Source organism: Streptomyces sp. NPDC090088, assembly GCF_044747345.1.
Classification (GTDB): domain Bacteria; phylum Actinomycetota; class Actinomycetes; order Streptomycetales; family Streptomycetaceae; genus Streptomyces.
Genome location: NZ_JBIVDZ010000002.1, coordinates 1,481,684 through 1,500,837 on the forward strand (window position 1 = coordinate 1,481,684; position 19,154 = coordinate 1,500,837).

The window sequence follows — 19,154 nt, forward strand, 5'->3', positions numbered from 1 at the left end:
AGGTCACCCAAATGGATCTGCGACACTGGTACCACCATGCCCAAGCCCGGAGAACTCACTTTCGTCGCCCCGCGCGGAGCCAAGAAGCCGCCGCGGCATCTCGCCGATCTCTCGCCCGCCGAGCGCAAGGACGCGGTGGCCGAGACGGGGGAGAAGCCGTTCCGTGCCAAGCAGCTCTCGCAGCACTACTTCGCGCGGTACGCGCACGACCCCGAGCAGTGGACGGACATCCCGGCCGGCTCCCGGGAGAAGCTGCGCGAGGCGCTGTTCCCCGAGCTGATGACCGTCGTACGGCATCTGTCGACGGACGAGGGCACCACCCGCAAGACGCTGTGGCGGCTGTTCGACGGCACGCTCGTCGAGTCGGTGCTGATGCGCTACCCGGACCGGGTGACGATGTGCATCAGCTCGCAGGCGGGGTGCGGGATGAACTGCCCGTTCTGCGCGACGGGGCAGGCGGGTCTGGACCGGAACCTGTCCACCGCGGAGATCGTCCACCAGATCGTGGACGGGATGCGGGCGCTGCGGGACGGGGACGTGCCCGGCGGTCCCGCCCGGCTCTCGAACATCGTCTTCATGGGGATGGGCGAGCCGCTCGCCAACTACAAGCGGGTGGTCGGCGCCATCCGGGCGCTCACCGATCCCGCCCCGGACGGTCTCGGGCTCTCGCAGCGGGGCATCACCGTCTCGACCGTCGGACTGGTCCCGGCCATCAACCGGTTCGCCGACGAGGGCTTCAAGTGCCGGCTCGCGATCTCCCTGCACGCGCCCGACGACGAACTGCGCGACACCCTCGTCCCCGTGAACACGCGGTGGAAGGTGCGCGAGGTGCTCGACGCCGGGTTCGAGTACGTCGAGAAGAGCGGCCGTCGGCTCAGCATCGAGTACGCCCTCATCCGGGACATCAACGACCAGGCGTGGCGCGGTGACCGGCTCGGCCGGCTGCTCCGCGGCAAGCCCGTGCACGTCAACCTGATCCCGCTGAACCCGACGCCGGGCTCCAAGTGGACCGCCTCGCGGCCCGAGGACGAGAAGGCGTTCGTCGAGGCGATCGCCGCCCACGGGGTGCCCGTCACCGTACGGGACACCCGTGGCCAGGAGATCGACGGCGCCTGCGGTCAGCTCGCGGCCACCGAGCGGTAGGATCTGGCCACCACATCTTCATATTCCGACAGGGGAGCGCCACAGCGCTGAGAGTGCGGCAATCGGGCCGCAGACCCTCTGAACCTCGCCCAGGTCATTCTGGGTAGGAAGTTCGGTCATCACTCAAGCTGTTGCGCCCTGCCCGCACACCGCGGGCAGGGCCGCGTCTCTTCCTGGTCCACCCCAGGAGGAAAACACCAGTGCACACCACGCACACCAAGGCCTTCGTGGCCGCGGCCATAGGGCTCGGTCTCGTCACGCTGTCCGCGTGTTCGTCGTCGTCGGGTTCGGCGGCCGACTCCAAGACCGTCACCCTCGTCAGCCACGACTCGTGGGCCGTCTCCAAGAACGTGCTCCAGGACTTCGAGAAGCAGTCCGGCTACCAGGTGAAGGTCCTCAAGGACGGCGACGCCGGGCAGGCCGTCAACAAGGCGATCCTGACCAAGGACAACCCGCAGGGCGACGTCTTCTTCGGCGTCGACAACACCCTGCTGTCCCGCGCCCTCGACAACGGGCTCTTCCAGCCGTACGCGGCGAAGGGGCTGGCGCAGGTCGGTACGGAGTACCAGCTCGACGCCGGCAAGCACCGGGTCACGCCCATCGACTACGGCGACATCTGCGTCAACTACGACAAGGCGTACTTCAGCGCGCACAAGCTGACCCCGCCCACCTCGTACGCCGATCTCGTCAAGCCGCAGTACAAGAACCTCCTCGTCACCGAGAACGCGGCCACCTCCTCGCCGGGGCTGGGATTCCTGCTCGGGAGCGCGGCTCAGTACGGGGACAGCGGCTGGCAGGACTACTGGAAGAAGCTGAAGGCCAACGGCGTCAAGGTCGTCGACGGCTGGGAGCAGGCCTACAACGAGGAGTTCTCCGGCTCCGCGGGCGGCAAGAAGGCCAAGGGCGACCGGCCGCTCGTGGTGTCGTACGCCTCCTCCCCGCCCGCCGAGGTGATCTACGGCGACCCGAAGCCCAGCACCGCGCCCACCGGTGTCGCGACCGGCACCTGCTTCCGGCAGATCGAGTTCGCCGGGCTGCTGAGCAACGCCGGGAACAGCAAGGGCGGCAAGGCGCTCATCGACTTCCTGGTCTCCAAGGAGTTCCAGGAGGACATGCCGCTGAACATGTTCGTGTACCCGGTGGTGAAGGGCGCTAGCGTGCCCGCCGAGTTCACCGAGTACGGTCCCGCCGCCCAGGACCCCGAGACCATGGCGCCCGACAAGATCGCCGCCAACCGTGACCAGTGGGTCAAGACGTGGACGTCACTCGTACTGAAGTAGCGGCCGGGCGCGGGAGCGCGGCGCGGCTCGGGCTGATGCTCGTGCCCGTCGCGTTCTTCGGTGTCTTCTTCGCCTGGCCGGTCGCGGCGATCGTGACCCGCGGCCTGAAGGCCGACGGGGTCTGGCGGTTCGGGCGGATCGCCGACGTCCTCGGCCAGTCCGACATCCGGCACGTGCTCTGGTTCACCACCTGGCAGGCGCTCGCCTCCACCGCGCTCACCCTGCTGGTCGCGCTGCCCGCCGCCTACGTCTTCGCCCGCCTCGACTTCCCGGGCAAGCAGGTGCTGCGGGCCGTGGTGACGGTCCCCTTCGTGCTGCCGACGGTGGTGGTCGGGACCGCCTTCCTGGCGCTCGTCGGGCGCGGCGGACTGCTCGACGAGCTGTGGGGCGTACGACTGGACACCACCGTCTGGGCCATCCTGCTGGCGCATGTCTTCTTCAACTACGCCGTGGTCGTACGGACCGTGGGCGGGCTCTGGGCCCAGCTGGACCCCCGGCAGGAGGAGGCCGCGCGGATGCTCGGCGCCTCCCCGCTGGGCGCCTGGCGGAAGGTCACCCTGCCCGCGCTCGCGCCCGCCGTGGCCGCCGCCGCGCTGATGGTCTTCCTGTTCACCTTCACCTCCTTCGGCGTGGTGCAGATCCTCGGCGGCCCCACCTTCTCCACCCTCGAAGTGGAGATCTACCGGCAGACCTCGGAGATCTTCGACCTCTCCACGGCCGCCGTCCTCACCATCGTGCAGTTCGTCGCGGTCGGCGCGATCCTCGCCGTGCACGCGTGGACGGTACGGCGGCGGGAGAGCGCGCTGCGCCTGGTCGCCCCGGAGGTGACCGCGCGCCGGCCGCGCGGGACCGGGCAGTGGGCGCTGCTCGGCGGGGTCCTCGCCACCGTCGCCGTCCTCCTCGTGCTGCCGCTGGCCGTGCTGGTACGGCGCTCGCTCGACGGCGGGTTCGGGTACTACCGGGCGCTGGGCGACGCCGACGGCGGCACCTTCCTGGTCGCGCCGATCGAGTCGGTGGTCAACTCCCTGCAGTACGCGGCCGCCGCCACGGCCATCGCCCTGGTGATCGGCGGGCTCGCCGCCGCCGCGCTGGCCCGGCGGGACGCGGGGCGGCTGGTACGGGGGTTCGACGCGCTGCTGATGCTGCCGCTGGGCGTGTCGGCCGTGACCGTCGGCTTCGGGTTCCTCATCGCGCTCGACAGGCCGCCGCTGGATCTGCGCCAGTCCTGGATCCTCGTCCCGCTCGCGCAGGCGCTGGTCGGCGTGCCCTTCGTCGTCCGGACCATGCTGCCCGTGCTGCGGGCCGTGGACGAGCGGCTGCGGGAGGCGGCGGCGGTGCTCGGGGCCTCGCCGTGGCGGGTGTGGCGGGAGGTCGATCTGCCGCTGGTGCGGCGGGCGCTGCTGATCGCGGCGGGCTTCGCCTTCGCGGTGTCGCTGGGGGAGTTCGGGGCGACCGTGTTCATCGCGCGCCCCGACAACCCGACGCTGCCGGTCGCGGTGGCCCGGCTGCTGTCCCGCCCGGGAGATCTCAACTACGGCCAGGCGATGGCCCTTTCCACGATTCTGATGGTGGTGTGCGCGGTGGCGCTGCTGGTGCTCGAACGGCTGCGGACCGACCGGACGGGGGAGTTCTGATGACCCTTCTCGAACTGGAGCGGGCCACCGTGCGGTTCGGCGGGCGGGCCGTGCTCGACGCCGTCGGTCTCGCCGTCGCCGAGCACGAGGTGGTGTGCGTGCTCGGCCCGAGCGGGAGCGGCAAGTCGACGCTGCTCAGAGTGGTGGCCGGGCTGCAACCGCTGGACTCCGGGCGGGTGTTGCTCGACGGCCGGGACCAGACGCGGGTGCCGGCGCACCGGCGGGAGGTCGGGCTGATGTTCCAGGACCATCAGCTGTTTCCGCAGCGGGACGTGGGCGGGAACGTGGCGTTCGGGCTCCGGATGCGCGGCGCCGGCCGCGCGGAACAGGCCGAGCGGGTGGGCGAGTTGCTGGAGCTGGTGGGGCTTCCGGGCGCGGACCGGCGGGCCGTCGCCGGGCTCTCCGGCGGTGAGCAGCAGCGGGTGGCGCTGGCCCGCGCGCTGGCGCCCCGGCCCCGGCTGCTGATGCTCGACGAACCCCTCGGCCAGCTCGACCGCTCGCTGCGGGAGCGGCTGGTGGTCGAACTCCGGGAGCTGTTCGGGCGGTTGGGCACGACCGTGCTCGCCGTCACTCACGACCAGGGCGAGGCGTTCGCGCTGGCCGACCGGGTGGTGGTGATGCGGGACGGCCGGATCGCCCAGTCCGGCACGCCTCTTGAGGTGTGGCAGCGGCCCGCCGACGCGTTCGTGGCCCGCTTCCTCGGCTTCGGCAACGTGGTCCCGGCGACCGTCGGGGGAGCGGTCGCGGTGACGCCGTGGGGGAAGCTGCCGGTGCCCGGGGACGCGCCCGAGGGGGCGCACACGCTGCTGGTCCGGCCCGCCGGCGTACGGCTGGTGGCGGCCGACGCGGGGCTGCCCTGCACGGTGACCGCCCGCACCTTCCAGGGCACCCATGTCACCGTCCACCTCCAGCCCCAGGACGGCGGCCCCCGGCTGGAGGCGGCCTGCGCGCTGCGGGAGGCCCCGGAGGCGGGGGACGCGGTGGGCGTGGAGTTCGACGCGGCGGAGACCGTCGTACTGGACTGACGCAGACCGCCGTGCCGCACCGAGGCCCCCGGGAAACGGCCGAGGCCCGTCCCCCGGGGATGCGGGGACGGGCCTCGACGGTGTGCTGGGTGGTGCCGGCGGTGCTGGCGTTACGGTGTTGCTCGGGGAAGTACGTCAGCTGCCGCTGTGGGCACCGCGACGGCGCATGCCGAACCAGACGGCGCCACCGCCGACCGCGACCAGCGCGGCGGCGATACCGGCGATCAGGCCGGTGTTGGAGTTGGCACCGGTCTCGGCGAGGTTCGACTCACCGACGGCCGGGGACGGCGCGTTGCTCGACGTGCCGGCCGGGGCGGTGCTGCTCTCCGACTCCGACGGAGCCGGGGAGTCCGACTCGGCCGGGGTGGACTCCGACGCCGACGGCGACGGCGTGGCCGACTCCGACGGGGACGGGCTGGAGCTCTCCTCCGTGGTGCACGCGGTGGAGGGGGTGGTCAGGTTGGGCGTGATGTCCTTGTCGATCTTGTACTTCTCGGTGTCGACGACCACACGGACCCGGTACTCCGCGTTCGGCTTCCAGTCCTCGGAGAAGGTGACCTTCGTACCCTCCTTGGAGCCCTTGACGGTCTGGGCCTCGCCGACCTGCTTCGCGTCGGCCCCGTTGTTCTCGAGGAAGACGGTGATGGTGGCCTCCGTACCGGAGGCGTCCGTGTCGGTGACGACGATGGAGCCCTTGGCGCCGTCGCAGGTGGCCTCGGCGGAGAAGTCGGAGATGTTGCACGCGAGGGCGGAGCCGGAGACGCCCAGCGTCAGCGCGGCCGACGCGGCGGCGACACCCAGGATGCGCACGGAACTACGTGCACTGCGGCGGGATATGGACACGTTTGTCCTTACTGAGTGCATAACTGCGGGGGGCTGAGGGGAAGTTGACGCAACGGTGAGGTGAGGCATCAGAATTCCCAAGAGGCTCACAGGTCTATAAGCGCTCTGTAAGTAGTGTCAATGCATATGCGGTCCACAGGCGTTGACTTTGCCTGCTGTTTAATTGCTGAGACGTTTCACCGCTTGTGAAGCTTGCTCGATCCGGTCAACCAGGGCGATACGGGACGCCATCGCGCGCTCCCCGGCGAGCGAGGTCAGCAACTGCCAGGCAGGCAGCCTCTCACTCCAGTGCGCCTCGTCCACGAGCACCATCGGGGTCGGTTCGCCCCGCGACTCGTAGTAGTTGGGCGTCGCGTTGTCGAAGATCTCCTGTACGGTCCCGGCCGCGCCCGGCAGGAACACCACACCGGCGTTGGAGCGGGCCAGCAGGCCGTCCTCGCGGGTGGCGTTGGCGAAGTACTTGGCGATGTGCGCGGCGAAGGCGTTCGGCGGCTCATGGCCGTAGAACCAGGTGGGGATGCCCACCGAGGGGCCGCCGTCCGGCCAGCGCTCGCGGACCTCGAAGGCGGCGCGGGCCCAGTCGGTGATCGACGGCCGGAACGACGGGGCCTTGGCGAGGAGCCGGAGCGCCTCCTCCAGCATCCCGTCGTCGAAGGGGGCCGCGTACGCGCCGAGGTTCGCCGCCTCCATCGCGCCCGGGCCGCCCCCGGTCGCCACCGTGTACCCGGCGCGCGCGAGTTCGCGGCCGAGCCGGGCGGCACCGGCGTACGCGTCCGTGCCGCGCGCCATGGCGTGCCCGCCCATCACGCCCACCACCCGGGCGCCGGCGAGGAGTTCGTCGAGCGCGTCGGAGACGGCGTCGTCGTGGATCGAGCGGAGCATCGAGGCGAATATGTCGCCGTCCGACCTGGTCCGCTGGAACCAGGCGTACGAGCGGGCGTCCGGCGTCGCCTCGTAGCCCTCGGCGAGCGACTCGAACAACTCGTCGGGCGTGTACGCGAAGGCGCGGTACGGGTCGAAGGGGAGGTTCGGCACCGGCGGGAACACCAGGGCGCCCGAGGCACCGACCCGGGCGGCGGCCTCGGCCGACATCGGGCAGCCGAGGAAGACGGCGCCGGTGGTGTCGGTGGTGAGCAGGACGTCCGTACGGTCCGTCAGATCGACGGCCTGGACGCGGTACTGGGCGAGCGTGCCGTGCCCGGCCACGACCTCGTCGAACTCGGCGAGCGACTCGATCTCGCGGTCGTGGGCGGCACGGTGGGGCCGCGTGGGCTGCGGCTGGGCGGGGCCGGACTGGGCGGGTGTCGGATGCACCCGCCCACTCTAGGTGTCGGCACTGCGCCGCCGCCCGGTGGCCGTCGAGGCCACGGGGCGGCGGCGCCGGCCGGTCAGGGGTGCCGGGTCGGCGTCACAGCAGCTGGCGGTTCAGCGCGTCGGCCTCCTCCGGGGTGAGGGCGTAGTTCCAGGCCTGGACGTGGCTGACGGCGCCGGGTACGAAGTCGGTGGCGGCGCCGTCGTACTTGCTTCGGCCGACCGTGAAAGCACCGGGGGAACTCCAGGAGGTGGCTCCGGTGACCGTGGCGGCGAGGACACCGTTGACGTACAGCTTGGCCGTCTGAGTGGTGGCGTCGTAGGTGCCGAGGAGTTGCGTCCAGGTGCCCGCGGTGGCGCCGGCGGCGTAGGCGTTCCAGAAGCCGGTGTCGGCGGTGTCGCTCTTGCTGAGGCTGAACGACCAGCCGGGAGTGCCGTTGTAGCTGTCGTTGTACTGGAGCATGAAGGGACTGGTCTGGCTGCCGTCCTGGGCGGCGATGGTGGCGTTGTGGCTGGGCAGCGAGGACATGTCGACCCATGCGGAGACGGAGTAGCTGCCGGTCGTGTTCAGCGCGCTGGTGCCGGAGGCGGCGTAGCCGCTGGTCCCGTCAAGGCTCAGTACCTCGCCGCGGGTTGTGTCGTTGGTCCAGGTGGTGCCGCCGCTCAGGCTGAGCGGATTGTTGCCGACGGTGGGATCGGGCATCGCGTAGGCGGTGTCGGTGGGCGCGGTGTCGTTGGCGAAGGTGTAGCCGTCGCCGTCGTCCAGGTTCCAGGTGTTGTGCGGTGAGTCGTAGGCGCCGACGACGGCACCGATGCCCGCCGGTTTCGGGTTGATGTGATCCCAGCTGTCCGCGCCGGGCGCCAGCTTCTCCTCGCCGTTCGTGGTGTCGATCGTGGCCAGGGCCGAGTCGATGTCGGTGACGAAGACGGGTGGGGTGTCCCACCAGCCACCGAGGTTGGAGCTGCGCAGCCAGTCGTTCACCGACGAGCGGTAGCCGTCGACGGTCGTGGTGCAGGGGTCGTTGACCGGGGACGACGTCGATGTGCCGCCGCCCGGGTAGCCGTCGCAAGGGGTGAGTGTGCTCACGGTCGTGCCTATGCCCCAGGCGGTCAGCTGCTGTACGAGGGCCGTGTAGCCGTTGGTCTCCAGGTCGACGTCCGTGCGGCCGCCTTCCAGCACGTCTTCGAGTCCTTCGTAGACGAGGACGCTGTTCATGCCGGGCTGATCGAGCACGTCACGGTCGATACGGGACAGGAGCGAGGGGCCGGTGGCCGGCGGAGTGCCGTCCGCGTAGTCGCTCATGATCTGGTTCGAGGCGATGCCTTCGGTGATCTCGCCGAAGGACTGACCGGTGGAGGCGTCGGCGCGCTGCAGCACGTCGTCGATCAGCGTGCCGCTCGGGTAGGAGTTGGCGCGCGGTGTGTCGACCTCACCGTCCCCGACGATGGCACGAGTGGGGGCGCCGGCGGTCGTGACGTCGACACCGGTGAGCAGGTCCGTGACCGGAGTGCCTTCCCACTTGGAGCTGGTGAACGGGGTGCCCGTCGTGTTGGTCGTGTTGTCACCGGTACCGGGGTCGGCGAGGTACTCCAGCCCCGTGTCGTCCAGGGAGTGCCCGACGATCGCGGTGACCGAGTTCGTCAGGTAGTACGAAACGAGCAGGAATCTGTTCCGGGTCACGGTGAAGGGCAGCGGATCGCTGTAGATCATGCCGCCGGCCGGCACGGTGACGCTCTGGCTGCCGGAGAAGGTCAGCGAGGTCGGGGTGGAGACGGGCACCGACGAGGGCTCGTAGGGGTCGGGCGAGGTGTCCGACGACGTGGCGACGGTGGCGTGTCCGATCGACAGCTTCGAGGACCCCAGCGCGTTGTCGAGCTTGATCCGCACGGTGTTGCCCGAGACGGACGGACGCAGCGCGATCCGGAACGTCTGGTTGCCGAACGGCCCCATGGCGCCGTCCTCCCCGTCAGTGGGGCCGGCCCAGGCTCCGGTCCAGGTCTGGCCGCTCGGTGCGGCCACGCTGGTGCCGTTGGACTCCGCTGTACGAACAGTGGTGTTGCGTGTCGCGAGGGAGAAGATGTGCAGCGAGGGTGTCTGGTTGCCGATGTGGTTGCCGATGTCGGGCAGGGTGACCGACGCGATGGTCCTGGCCGGGTCGAGGGGGACGGAGAACGCGTACAGCCGCCGCTTGCTCGCGGTCTGGCCGCTGGGGTTGTTGCGGTGCGGCAGGACCACCGCGGCGATCGAGTCGTCGGCGACGGTCCAGCCGGGCACGGTCAGGGCATATGAGGCGGAGGTGCCGTCGGTGTAGTTGATGGTGCCGGTGGCGGCGCACGGCCCGTCGGGCGTGGTCCCGGTGAAGCAGTAACTGCCGGTCACGGAACTCCCGGCGGGCACGTAAGGCGCCGTCGCCTGGCCGTCGATGGCACCGGGGTCGGTGGCGTTGGAGTACGAGGACGAGGCCAGGAACTCCAGCGCGTTGCCGGAACCGTTGTAGGCGACGGTCTGGTTGGCGGCCAGTACGTTGTCCTTCTGCCCGGATCCGAAGGCGGGCAGTGTGAACGTGGCGCCGTCGATGGTGACCTTGCCGCCCGAGGTCCAGCCGACGTTGTTCAGGTCGGTGGCGGAGTAGCTGCCGCCGGTGCCGTCCATGTCGGCCTGCGACGGTGTGGCGTCGGCGCTGATGCCGGTGTTGTTGTAGCAGGCGGTCAGGCTTGTGCAGGTGCTGGCGGTGTGGCCCCTGGCCAGGAAGCGGTACGGGTGGGTGGCGGAGAAGTCTCCGGCCGCGTCGATGGCGTAGACGTACAGGGTGTGCGGGCCGGGCGCGTACGGGGTGACGGTCACCTTCCCCGCGTTGCTGCTGGCCGGGACGGTCTGGGAGGCCGGCGGAGTGACCGTGGGGTCGAGGCCGACGTCGAGCGAGTAGACGAACTTCGTCGCGCTGGCGCCGCCGCTCGTGGCCACGTCGAAGGTGCCCGCGGTGCCCGCCACCGCACCGGCCGCACCCCCGTTGTCGGTGTCGGGGTAGAGGCTGTTCTCCGAGGTGACGGTCGGCTCGTCGGGGGCGGTGGGCTGGGCGACGAAGTGGCAGATCGAGGAGTAGGCGGAGGTGTCCTCACCGTCGGTGACCTTCGCCTGCCAGTCGACGATCTTTCCGTTCGTCAGGGCGCTGGTGAAACTGGAGGGCAGTGAGAAGGCGGCGTAGCTGCCACTGGCGAGGTTGTCGCCGCTGAGCCCGGTGGCCTTGGTGGTGGAGCCGTCGACCCAGTACTGGAAGGTGGCCCGCAGCTTGTCGCCGTCACCGTCGCTGACCTTGGCCTTGAGCACCGGCGGGGTGGAGGCGACGGTCTTGCCCATGTACGGGTACGGGGACTTGGTGTCGCAGCCCGCCGAGTGCGCGCCGGACACCGCGGACATGGTGCCGACGGACGGCACGTTCGGGATGGTGTTGTAGAAGATCTCCAGGCTGGGGTTGTCGGTGAAGCGCGAGAAGCCCGACGCGCTGTGGGAGCTCTCGGCGGAGTCCTCCTTCAGCGTGACGGCGAAGGTCGAGGAGTGCCCGGCCGCGTCGGACTTGATCGGCGTGAGCACGTTCAGCCCGTGGGTGACGTCGCCGTTGGACGGGCAGAAGGTGGGGTTCCAGGCGCGGGCGTACGAGGCCGACGTGGAGTAGCTGTTGAAGCCGGGCCGGTTCGACCAGTCGGTCCCCTTGCCGAAGCCACCGGACCAGTGCAGGTCGACGGTGTAGCTGCTGGAACAGGAGGCGGAGTAGACCTCGGTGGCGTTCACGGTCGCGGTGTTGATGTGCGCCCCGTACAGGGTGGAGGACAGCTTCCACTGGTACAGCGCGTGCTCGCTGCCGGCGGCGCAGTCGCCCTCCGACCAGCCGTTGTAACCCACGCCCAGCCGGCCGGAGTCGGACAGCGCGTCGGTCTTGTCGTAGAACGAGGTGTTGGGGCAGCCCTGCTTGATCTCGTCGAAGTGCGGGGCGGCCGGGTCGTACGGGTGCCAGTTGAAGGTCGGGTCCACGTACACCGGGAAGACGGTCTTGCTGCCGGTCAGCAGCCGCGCGTCCGGTCTCAAGGTGATCGCCTTGGCGGATGCGCGCAGGGCGACCGGCGCCTGGCGGGCGGCCAGCCCCGGGTGGGCTGCGTCCGAGGCGTCCGCCGCGACCTTGGCGCCCGCGGTCCTGCGAGCGCTGCTTCCCATGGGCCGCAGGGTGGTGTCGGAGTCCCACATCTGCGCGGCCGGGGCGTCCATCACATCACGGCCGTGGGTGTCCAGCAGGCTCAGCCCGCCGTCCGGGGCACCGCGCAGCCGGCCTCCCCCGACCGCGGTGCCCAGCTTCAGGGACTTCAGCGCGGGATCGGCGGCCGCCGACCTGTTCCTGACCACCAGGGTGTCGGTGAACCCTCCGGCCCCGGTCGCCGCCACCGCCAGGTCCACGCCGGGAAGGACCGAGCGGTACGTGGCCGTCGTGCCCTTCACGACCGGGGCGGGCAGCCGCCCGGGCCAGGCGACGGACACCGTCGCGTCCCCGTAACGGGTGGTGACCAGCGGCGAGTTGCCGCCCGTGGAGAACGAGACACTGCCGTACGCGGTCGCGGCCGGTGCCAGGCGTCCGTCGGCGGAGGTGTGCAGCCGCAGGTCGATCGGCACCCAGCGGCCGTGCTGCCTGGTGCGCACCGGCTTCGGGTTGCCGTCCAGTTCGAAGCCGCCCGTGGGCAGCGCCCGCACCCGCTGGACGGGAGTCGTCAGCGCATCGACCGTGACCTTGTCCCCGGTACGCCGCGCGCCGGCGGCCGCCTGCTCCATGGCCCGGCGCTGCGCCGGGGTGGGACCGAACCCGTCCGGCAGCGTGGGGAGGTGAGGGTCCTTCACCGGATGGCTGGCCCGCACGGCTCCGGGCTTGCCCGGGGGAGCGCCGTGCGCGCTCCGACTGGCGGCGACTGCCTGTGCCGGCATGACGCCGACCGCCACGGCCAGCGCCACGAGTCCGGTCAGTGCGGCCCGTCGTGCGCGGGACGGCCGGTGGCGACCGCCGCGCATGCGGTGAAGGGGCATGAAGAATCCTTTGGTTGCTGATCCCGAGGGACAGCAGTCGAAAGTAGGAAGTGCCACCCCCTTCCGACCAGAGGAGATGAGACATGAATTGGGCGAACTCGACTGCAATACCGCCCATATTCGATCTCATAGGTTTCTCAAAGAAACACCCATGAACAGGTTCTGGTGATCACGCCGGTGGGGGCCACCGGGATACGTTCCCGCTCGTTTCGAACACACAGCGGCGGCACAGACGACGTGCGGGGGGCGGGACCGTGGCAGGCACCAGAGCGTGGGCGATACGGGCCAAGAGACCAGGAAACGGCGGGCGGTTGGGACGCGGCCGGGTCGTGGCACTCGTGGCCGCCGTACTGGCCCTCTCCCTGCCGGGCACCGGCCCGCTGGCCGCGGCAGCCACCCCCCGGCACGCCCCGACCCCGCCGCACACGAAGCCCGCTGCCGTGCACTTGGTGCGCTCGCACTACCGCGCCCCCCGGCACATGCCGACCTACCGGACCCCGAAGGTCGGCTGGCCCGCCGGCACCGCCACCCTCGCCGTTCCGCGGACGGGCGGCAGGACCGCCGACGCGGGCTCACTGCCGGTACGGATCGGGCGAGCCGGTCACAGCGGCTCCCCGGACCGGGTCCAAGTACGACTGCTCTCCCACCGGTTCGCCACGGCCGCGGGCGTGCACGGCGTGCTGCTGAACCTCAGGGGCACCGCCCCCGCCGGCGGTGCCGTGACCGGCCCGGCGGGCGGCAAGGTCGCGGTGAACCTGGACTACTCGGCGTACGCGGGAGCGTTCGGCGGTGACTTCGCCTCCCGACTGCACCTGGTGCGGCTGCCCGCCTGTGCACTGACCACCCCAGAGGTCCGCTCCTGCCGCACCCAGACCCCGCTGGTCTCCCACAACGACACGCGCGGCCACACCCTGCACGCCGACGTGACCCTGCCGGGCGCGCGGACCACCGGCTCCCGGCAACCCATCGCCCCCGACGCCGAAGCGGCCGCGCTGCGGACCCAGGGCGCGGTGGTGGCGGCGACCTCGGACAGCGGCGGCGGAGGCGGCGACTTCTCGGCCACCTCGCTGAGCCCGTCCGGCTCGTGGCAGGCCGGCGGCAGCTCCGACGGCTTCGAGTGGTCGTACCCGATGTCGGTCCCCGGGGTGCCCGGCGGCATGGCACCGAAGCTCGGATTGAGCTACAACTCGCAGGCTGTCGACGGTCTCATCTCCTCCACCAACAACCAGGCGTCCGTGGTCGGTGACGGCTTCGGCCTCCCGGCCAGTTTCGTCGAGCGTTCGTACAAGTCCTGCAACGAGAACCCGGCGGGCAGCACCAAGACCCGGGACTACTGCTGGTCGGACGACAACCAGCTGACGCTCTCGCTCAACGGCCAGACGTCCACGCTCATCAAGGACGACAAGAAGGGCACGTACCACCCGGCCGGCGACTCCGACGAGAAGGTCGAGTACCTCACCGGCGCGAGCAACGGTGCGCAGAACGGTGAGTACTTCCGGGTCACCACCGACGACGGCACCCAGTACACCTTCGGCCTCGACGAGCTGCCCGGCTGGGCCACGGGAGACACGAAGACGAACTCCGTCCTGACCGAGCCCGTCTACGCCACCGCGTCGGGTCAGCCCTGCTACAACGCCACGTTCTCCAGCTCCTGGTGCCAGCAGGCCTACCGCTGGAACCTGGACTACGTGAAGGACACCCACGGCGACGTGATGTCCTCCTTCTACACGGTCGACACGGCCTACTACGCGCGCGACCTCGGCACCACCGCGAACACCCCGTACAGCAGGGACTCCCGCCTCACCCGCATCCAGTACGGCCAGCGCGACAACTCCGTCTACACGACCAGCCCCGCCGCCCAGGTCAACTTCACCTACAACGGCCGCTGCAAGACGTCCGCGACCGGCTGCGCGACCTCCACGCTGTCCTCGTCGACGGCCGCGGACTGGCCGGACGTCCCGTACGACCTGAACTGCGCCAGCGGCGCCACCTGCAACGTGAACTCGCCGACCTTCTGGTCCGAGTACGAGCTGAGCACGGTGCAGACGCAGGCGCTGTCCGGCACCACCGAGACCAACGTCGACAAGTGGGACCTCACCTACTCCTTCCCGGCGACCGGTGATTCGACCTCTCCGGCACTGTGGCTGTCCACCCTGGTGCACACCGGCCAGGACACCACCGGCGGCAGCTCCACCGCGCCGATCGCGATGAAGCCCGTCACCTTCACCGGCACGCCGCTGTCGAACCGGGTGAACGTCACCAACGGCTACCCGCCCATCACCCGCCACCGGCTCAACACGATCACCACCGAGACCGGTGCGATCATCAACGTCAACTACTCCGCGCCCGACTGCACATCCGGCACCCCGTCCGACCCGAGCACCAACACCAGGCGGTGCTACCCGGAGTACTGGACGCCCACCGGCCAGACCAGTCCGATCATGGACTGGTTCAACAAGTTCATCGTCACCGGCGTCACCCAGCAGGACCCCACCGGCGGCGGCGTCAACGACACCATCGCCACCCACTACACCCCCATCGGCGGCGGTGCCTGGCACTACGACACCAACCCGCTGACGAAGTCCTCGCAGCGCACCTGGAACCAGTGGCGCGGCTACCAGGGCATGACGGTCACCACGGGCACCGCCCCCGATCCCGTCACGCAGACCGACACCACGTTCTTCCGCGGCATGGACGGCGACACCCTGCCCGGCGGCGCCACCCGCTCGGTGAGCATCACGGACTCCCGCGGCGATGCCCCGGTCAAGGACTCCAACCAGTTCGCCGGCCAGACCTACGAGTCGATCACGTACAACGGCAGCGGCAGCGGCAAGGTCGTCAGCGACGCCGTCACCACCCCGTGGACGTCGGCCGCCACCGCCACCCACGCCGTCTCCGGGCTGCCCGACCAGCAGGCGTTCCTCACCGGCACCGCGGACAGCAAGGTCTACACCCCGCTGGCCGGCGGCGGCACCCAGGTCACCGAGACCGCCTTCACCCATGACGGGTACGGCCGCGTCACCCGGACCGACGACCACGGCGACGTCTCCACCACGGCCGACGACCTGTGCACGACGAACAGTTACGCGGACAACACCGCGAAGTGGATCCTGGACACCACCGCCGAGGTCCGCACGGTGTCCGTCGACTGCGACACCACGCCGACGCTGCCGAAGGACGCGGTCTCCGACACCCTGACCTTCTACGACCTCTCCACCACCCTGGGCGCGGCCCCGGGCGTCGGCGACCCGACCTCGACGCAGAAGGCCACCTCCTACACCGGTTCGACCCCCGTCTACACGACGACGGCCAGCAGCACCGTCGACCAGTACGGGCGCCCCGTCACCTCGACCGACGCCGACAAACGCACGGTCCGCACCACGTACGCCCCGACGACCGGTGCCGAACCGACCTCCGTCACCGAGACCGACCCGCTGGGCTACGCCACCGTCAAGACCTACGACCAGGTGCGCAACCTCCCGCTGTCGGTGACCGACCCGGCCGGCTACAAGGCCTCCGGCACCTACGACGCGCTGGGCCGCCTCACCCAGGTCTTCAATCCCGGCATCACCTCGCCGGTCACCAAGTACGTCTACACGCTGAGCAACACCGCTCCGTCGACGATCAACACCCAGTCGCTGAACGACGACGGCACCTACCGCAGCGCGACCATGCTCTACGACGCGCTGCTGCGGGTGCGGGAGACCCAGACCCCCACCCCCGACGGCAGCCGGGAGGTCAGCGACACCGTCTACAACACCATCGGCCAGGTGGCCAAGACGGCCAGCCCGTACAACGCGAGCGGCGCCCCGGACAACACCCTGGTCCAGGCGCAGGACGGCCAGATCCCCTCGGAGACCGGCTACACCTACGACGGAGCGGGCCGTAAGACGGTCGCCACCGCCTACAAGCTCGGCTCCGAGACCTGGCACACGACCACCGTCTACGCCGGCAACTTCACCACCACGGTCCCGCCGTCCGGTGCCACGGCCCAGAGCCTGCTGACCGACGCCCGCGGCCGTGTCACGGACCTGTACGAGTACCACGCCGGTGCGGCCGCCGATCCGGTGAACGACACCGCCTCGGACTACTCGGACACGAAGTACACCTACTACCCCGACGGGAACCGGGCCTCGGAGACCGACGCCGCCGGCAACACCTGGTCCTGGAAGTACGACCTGCTCGGCCGGGAGACGTCCGCCTCCGACCCCGACAGCGGCACGGGCACCACGGCCTTCGACGACGCCGGGATGGTGCTCAACACCACCGACTCGCGCGGCAAGCAGGTCTCGTACAGCTACGACGGGGACGGACGCAAGACCGGCGCGTACGACACCAGCGGCGGCGTCGCGCAGTCGGCCGCGAACCAGATCGGCGCGTGGACGTACGACACCCTCAAGAAGGGCATGCCCACCGCCAGCACCTCCTACCAGATGGGCACCGGCAGCCCCTCGGTCACCACGGTGGCCCTGGCGTACAACTCGCTGGGCAAGGTCGCCGCGGAGAAGACCACTCTGGCGAACCTGCCGGCCGACGAGGCGGCGCTGGCCCCCGCCGCCGGCTACACCACCGGCTACACCTACAAGCCGACCGGCTCACTGGCCACCGAGGCCGACCCGGCCGAGGGCGGTCTGCCGGCCGAGACACTCACCACCGGCTACGACACGTTGGGGGAGCCCACCAGCCTCAGCAGCAGCGGCACGAACGCCTGGACCTACGTCAGCGCCGTCGGCTACTCCGAGTCCGGCCAGCTGCTCCAGTACACCTTCGGCCCCTCCACCGACTGGGTCGCGCTGTCGCTCGGCTACGACGAGCAGACGGGCGCGCTGACGGACGCCCAGACCACGGACTCCACGAGCGGCACCGTGGTGGACCACACGCGCTACACCTGGGGCGATGCGCGGATCTCCAAGGGCGCGGGCCTGCTCACGGCCGTCAGCGACGCACAGGACGGCGGAGCCGTCACCGACACCCAGTGCTACACCTACGACTACGCCGACCGGCTGAGCAGCGCCTGGACCGCCACCGACAACTGCGCCGCCGTTCCCGCCGCGGGGGCGAGCAGCACCGTCGGCGGCCCGAACCCGTACTGGCAGAGCTGGACCTACACCGCCGACGGCCTGCGCAAGACGCAGACCGACCACGCCACCACGGGCACCACCGCCGACGACACCACGACCACCTACAACTACCCGCCCGCCGGTTCGTCGACCGACCAGCCGCACACTCTCACCAGCACCACCGCCACCGGCCCCGGCGCCGCCGCGAACACCGCCTCGTACACGTACGACACGGCGGGCGACACCCAGAGCATCAGCGGTGGTGCGGCCGGGAAGCAGGACCTCACCTTCAACGACCAGGGCAAGCTCGCCACCGACGCCACCAGCAGCGGCACCACCAGCTATCTGTACGACGCGGCCGGCGGCCTCGTCCTGCGCACCGACCCCGGCAAGGCCACGCTGTTCATCGCGAACGCCCAGATCGTCGAGGACACGACGACCCACACCCTCTCGGGCACCCGCTACTACTCGGTCGCCGGCCACACCATCGCGGAGCGCACCAGCTCGGGCGACATCCAGTACCTCATCCCGAACCGGCAGGGGACCGACACCCTCGCCGTCGACTACCAGACCCAGTCCGTCACCCGCCGCCAGTACCTGCCCTTCGGCCAGACCCGCAGCGGCTCCGCGAGCACGTTCCCGAACGGCACGGGCTTCGTGGGCGGCACCCCCGACCCGGCGACCTCGCTGGTCAACCTCGGGGCCCGGGAGTACGACCCGTACACCGGCCGGTTCCTCTCGGACGACCCGGTGTTCGAGTCCATGGACACGAACGAGCTGCCCGGCTACGACTACGCGGGCAACGACCCCGTGACCCTGTCCGACCCGACCGGCCAGGACAACTGGTGGGCCGATCCCACGATGAACAAGCCGGTCGATCCGGGCGGCACGCCGATCTCGCAGAGCCTCGCCGACGAGCAGGGTTTCGGCAGCCTGTGCAACGCGCACAACTGCTCGAACTACCACCCGCATCCCGTCTTCATCTCGCCCCACTTCGGCTTCAGCGCGAACACCCCGAACATCAAGCAGCTGGCCGCGGCGTTCGCGAAGGAACTGAAGACGCACTACGACAAGATGTTCGACCCCCGTGCGGCGACGTACAAGATGCCCGACAAGCTGCTCTCGTACGGCACCGAGGTCGGCACCTGGGACGACGTGTGCAAGGGGAAACCGGGCCTGTGCTCCAAGTCGTTCGCCGACGAGGTGAGCGGGCTGCACGCGGCACTCGACAAACAGGCCAAGGCGAACGAACGCGGCACCATGTGCATGTTCTTCGGCGAGTGCCACTGGTGGAAGGTGACGGCGGCCGGCGCCCTCTACTTCCGCACGATGCGTGCCGGGGCGGACGGAAAACCGATGCTGGGCAACTCCGGACGCACCCTGGGAGGCCGGCCGGCCGACTATGAGGACAATCTGGACGAGGACGGGAACATCGTCGTCGAGGACGGCGGAGACACGCCCCCGGGTCTCTCGACCACCCAGGACAATCTGGCGAAGATGCACTACTCGAGACGGCCGAACTGGCTCCCGGGCGGTCAGTCCAAGGACCCGCTCTGGGCCATCAAGGGCAGTGCGCTCTCCTCGCGAGGGCTGTCCGCGCGGCCGGAGAGCGACAACAAGTTCCACGTCATGCTCGGGCCCGACGAGAACGGCGTGTCACCCGACGAGTACAACGCGCGGATCCAGTCCACCCAGGGCGACTGGATGGCCGTCAACGCCGAGTCGATGGAGGATGTCCAGGCATTCCTGAGCGAAGTCGAAGGCATGGAAGAGTAGCGGTGCCGGGCAGACCG

General features: G+C 70.3%; 8 protein-coding genes and 1 riboswitch. Of the genes, 5 read left to right on the forward strand and 3 right to left on the reverse strand.

Going from position 1 to position 19,154, the window contains the following annotated elements:
• Window positions 1-36: 36 nt before the first annotated feature.
• From rlmN to ACIPSJ_RS15475, 4 genes are all read left to right on the forward strand, one after another.
• Window positions 37-1,143, forward strand: a complete 1,107-nt coding sequence (gene rlmN, locus ACIPSJ_RS15460) for a 23S rRNA (adenine(2503)-C(2))-methyltransferase RlmN (protein WP_355720453.1) — start codon at window positions 37-39, stop codon at window positions 1,141-1,143.
• Window positions 1,144-1,163: 20 nt separating this feature from the next.
• Window positions 1,164-1,271, forward strand: a riboswitch (TPP riboswitch).
• Between the two features lie 72 nt (window positions 1,272-1,343).
• Window positions 1,344-2,423, forward strand: a complete 1,080-nt coding sequence (locus tag ACIPSJ_RS15465) for a thiamine ABC transporter substrate binding subunit (RefSeq protein WP_401346054.1) — start codon at window positions 1,344-1,346, stop codon at window positions 2,421-2,423.
• Between the two features lie 35 nt (window positions 2,424-2,458).
• Window positions 2,459-4,057 (forward strand): iron ABC transporter permease, encoded by a 1,599-nt coding sequence (locus tag ACIPSJ_RS15470; protein ID WP_359215951.1) that lies wholly within the window; start codon window positions 2,459-2,461, stop codon window positions 4,055-4,057.
• Window positions 4,057-5,082 (forward strand): ABC transporter ATP-binding protein, encoded by a 1,026-nt coding sequence (locus ACIPSJ_RS15475; RefSeq protein ID WP_359215955.1) that lies wholly within the window; start codon window positions 4,057-4,059, stop codon window positions 5,080-5,082. Before ACIPSJ_RS15470 ends, ACIPSJ_RS15475 begins: the two co-directional genes overlap by 1 nt.
• Before the next feature lie 135 nt (window positions 5,083-5,217).
• On the opposite strand, the gene ACIPSJ_RS15480 is transcribed toward ACIPSJ_RS15475, so the two are convergent.
• From ACIPSJ_RS15480 to ACIPSJ_RS15490, 3 genes are all read right to left on the reverse strand, one after another.
• The gene (locus ACIPSJ_RS15480) at window positions 5,218-5,892 is read right to left on the reverse strand and encodes an LAETG motif-containing sortase-dependent surface protein (RefSeq protein ID WP_359215958.1); all 675 of its coding nucleotides are present in this window, start codon (window positions 5,890-5,892) and stop codon (window positions 5,218-5,220) included.
• Window positions 5,893-6,084: 192 nt separating this feature from the next.
• A complete protein-coding gene (locus ACIPSJ_RS15485; protein ID WP_401346058.1) occupies window positions 6,085-7,239 on the reverse strand; it encodes an LOG family protein in 1,155 nt (384 codons plus the stop codon).
• A 94-nt stretch (window positions 7,240-7,333) separates the two neighbouring features.
• Window positions 7,334-12,301, reverse strand: a complete 4,968-nt coding sequence (locus tag ACIPSJ_RS15490) for a LamG-like jellyroll fold domain-containing protein (protein WP_401346060.1) — start codon at window positions 12,299-12,301, stop codon at window positions 7,334-7,336.
• Between the two features lie 329 nt (window positions 12,302-12,630).
• Between ACIPSJ_RS15490 and ACIPSJ_RS15495 the strand changes: the two genes are divergently transcribed.
• Window positions 12,631-19,137 carry an RHS repeat-associated core domain-containing protein gene (locus tag ACIPSJ_RS15495; RefSeq protein ID WP_401346063.1) on the forward strand — a complete coding sequence of 2,169 codons (6,507 nt, stop codon included), beginning with the start codon at window positions 12,631-12,633 and terminating at the stop codon, window positions 19,135-19,137.
• The last annotated feature ends 17 nt before the right edge of the window (window positions 19,138-19,154 follow it).

What these genes read in the sequence shown, in the direction of transcription:
- ACIPSJ_RS15490 (WP_401346060.1), bottom strand. Translation starts at nt 12,301, where the DNA reads ATGCCCCTTCACCGCATGCGCGGCGGTCGCCACCGGCCGTCCCGCGCA.
- ACIPSJ_RS15475 (WP_359215955.1), top strand. Translation starts at nt 4,057, where the DNA reads ATGACCCTTCTCGAACTGGAGCGGGCCACCGTGCGGTTCGGCGGGCGG.
- rlmN (WP_355720453.1), top strand. Translation starts at nt 37, where the DNA reads ATGCCCAAGCCCGGAGAACTCACTTTCGTCGCCCCGCGCGGAGCCAAG.
- ACIPSJ_RS15470 (WP_359215951.1), top strand. Translation starts at nt 2,459, where the DNA reads ATGCTCGTGCCCGTCGCGTTCTTCGGTGTCTTCTTCGCCTGGCCGGTC.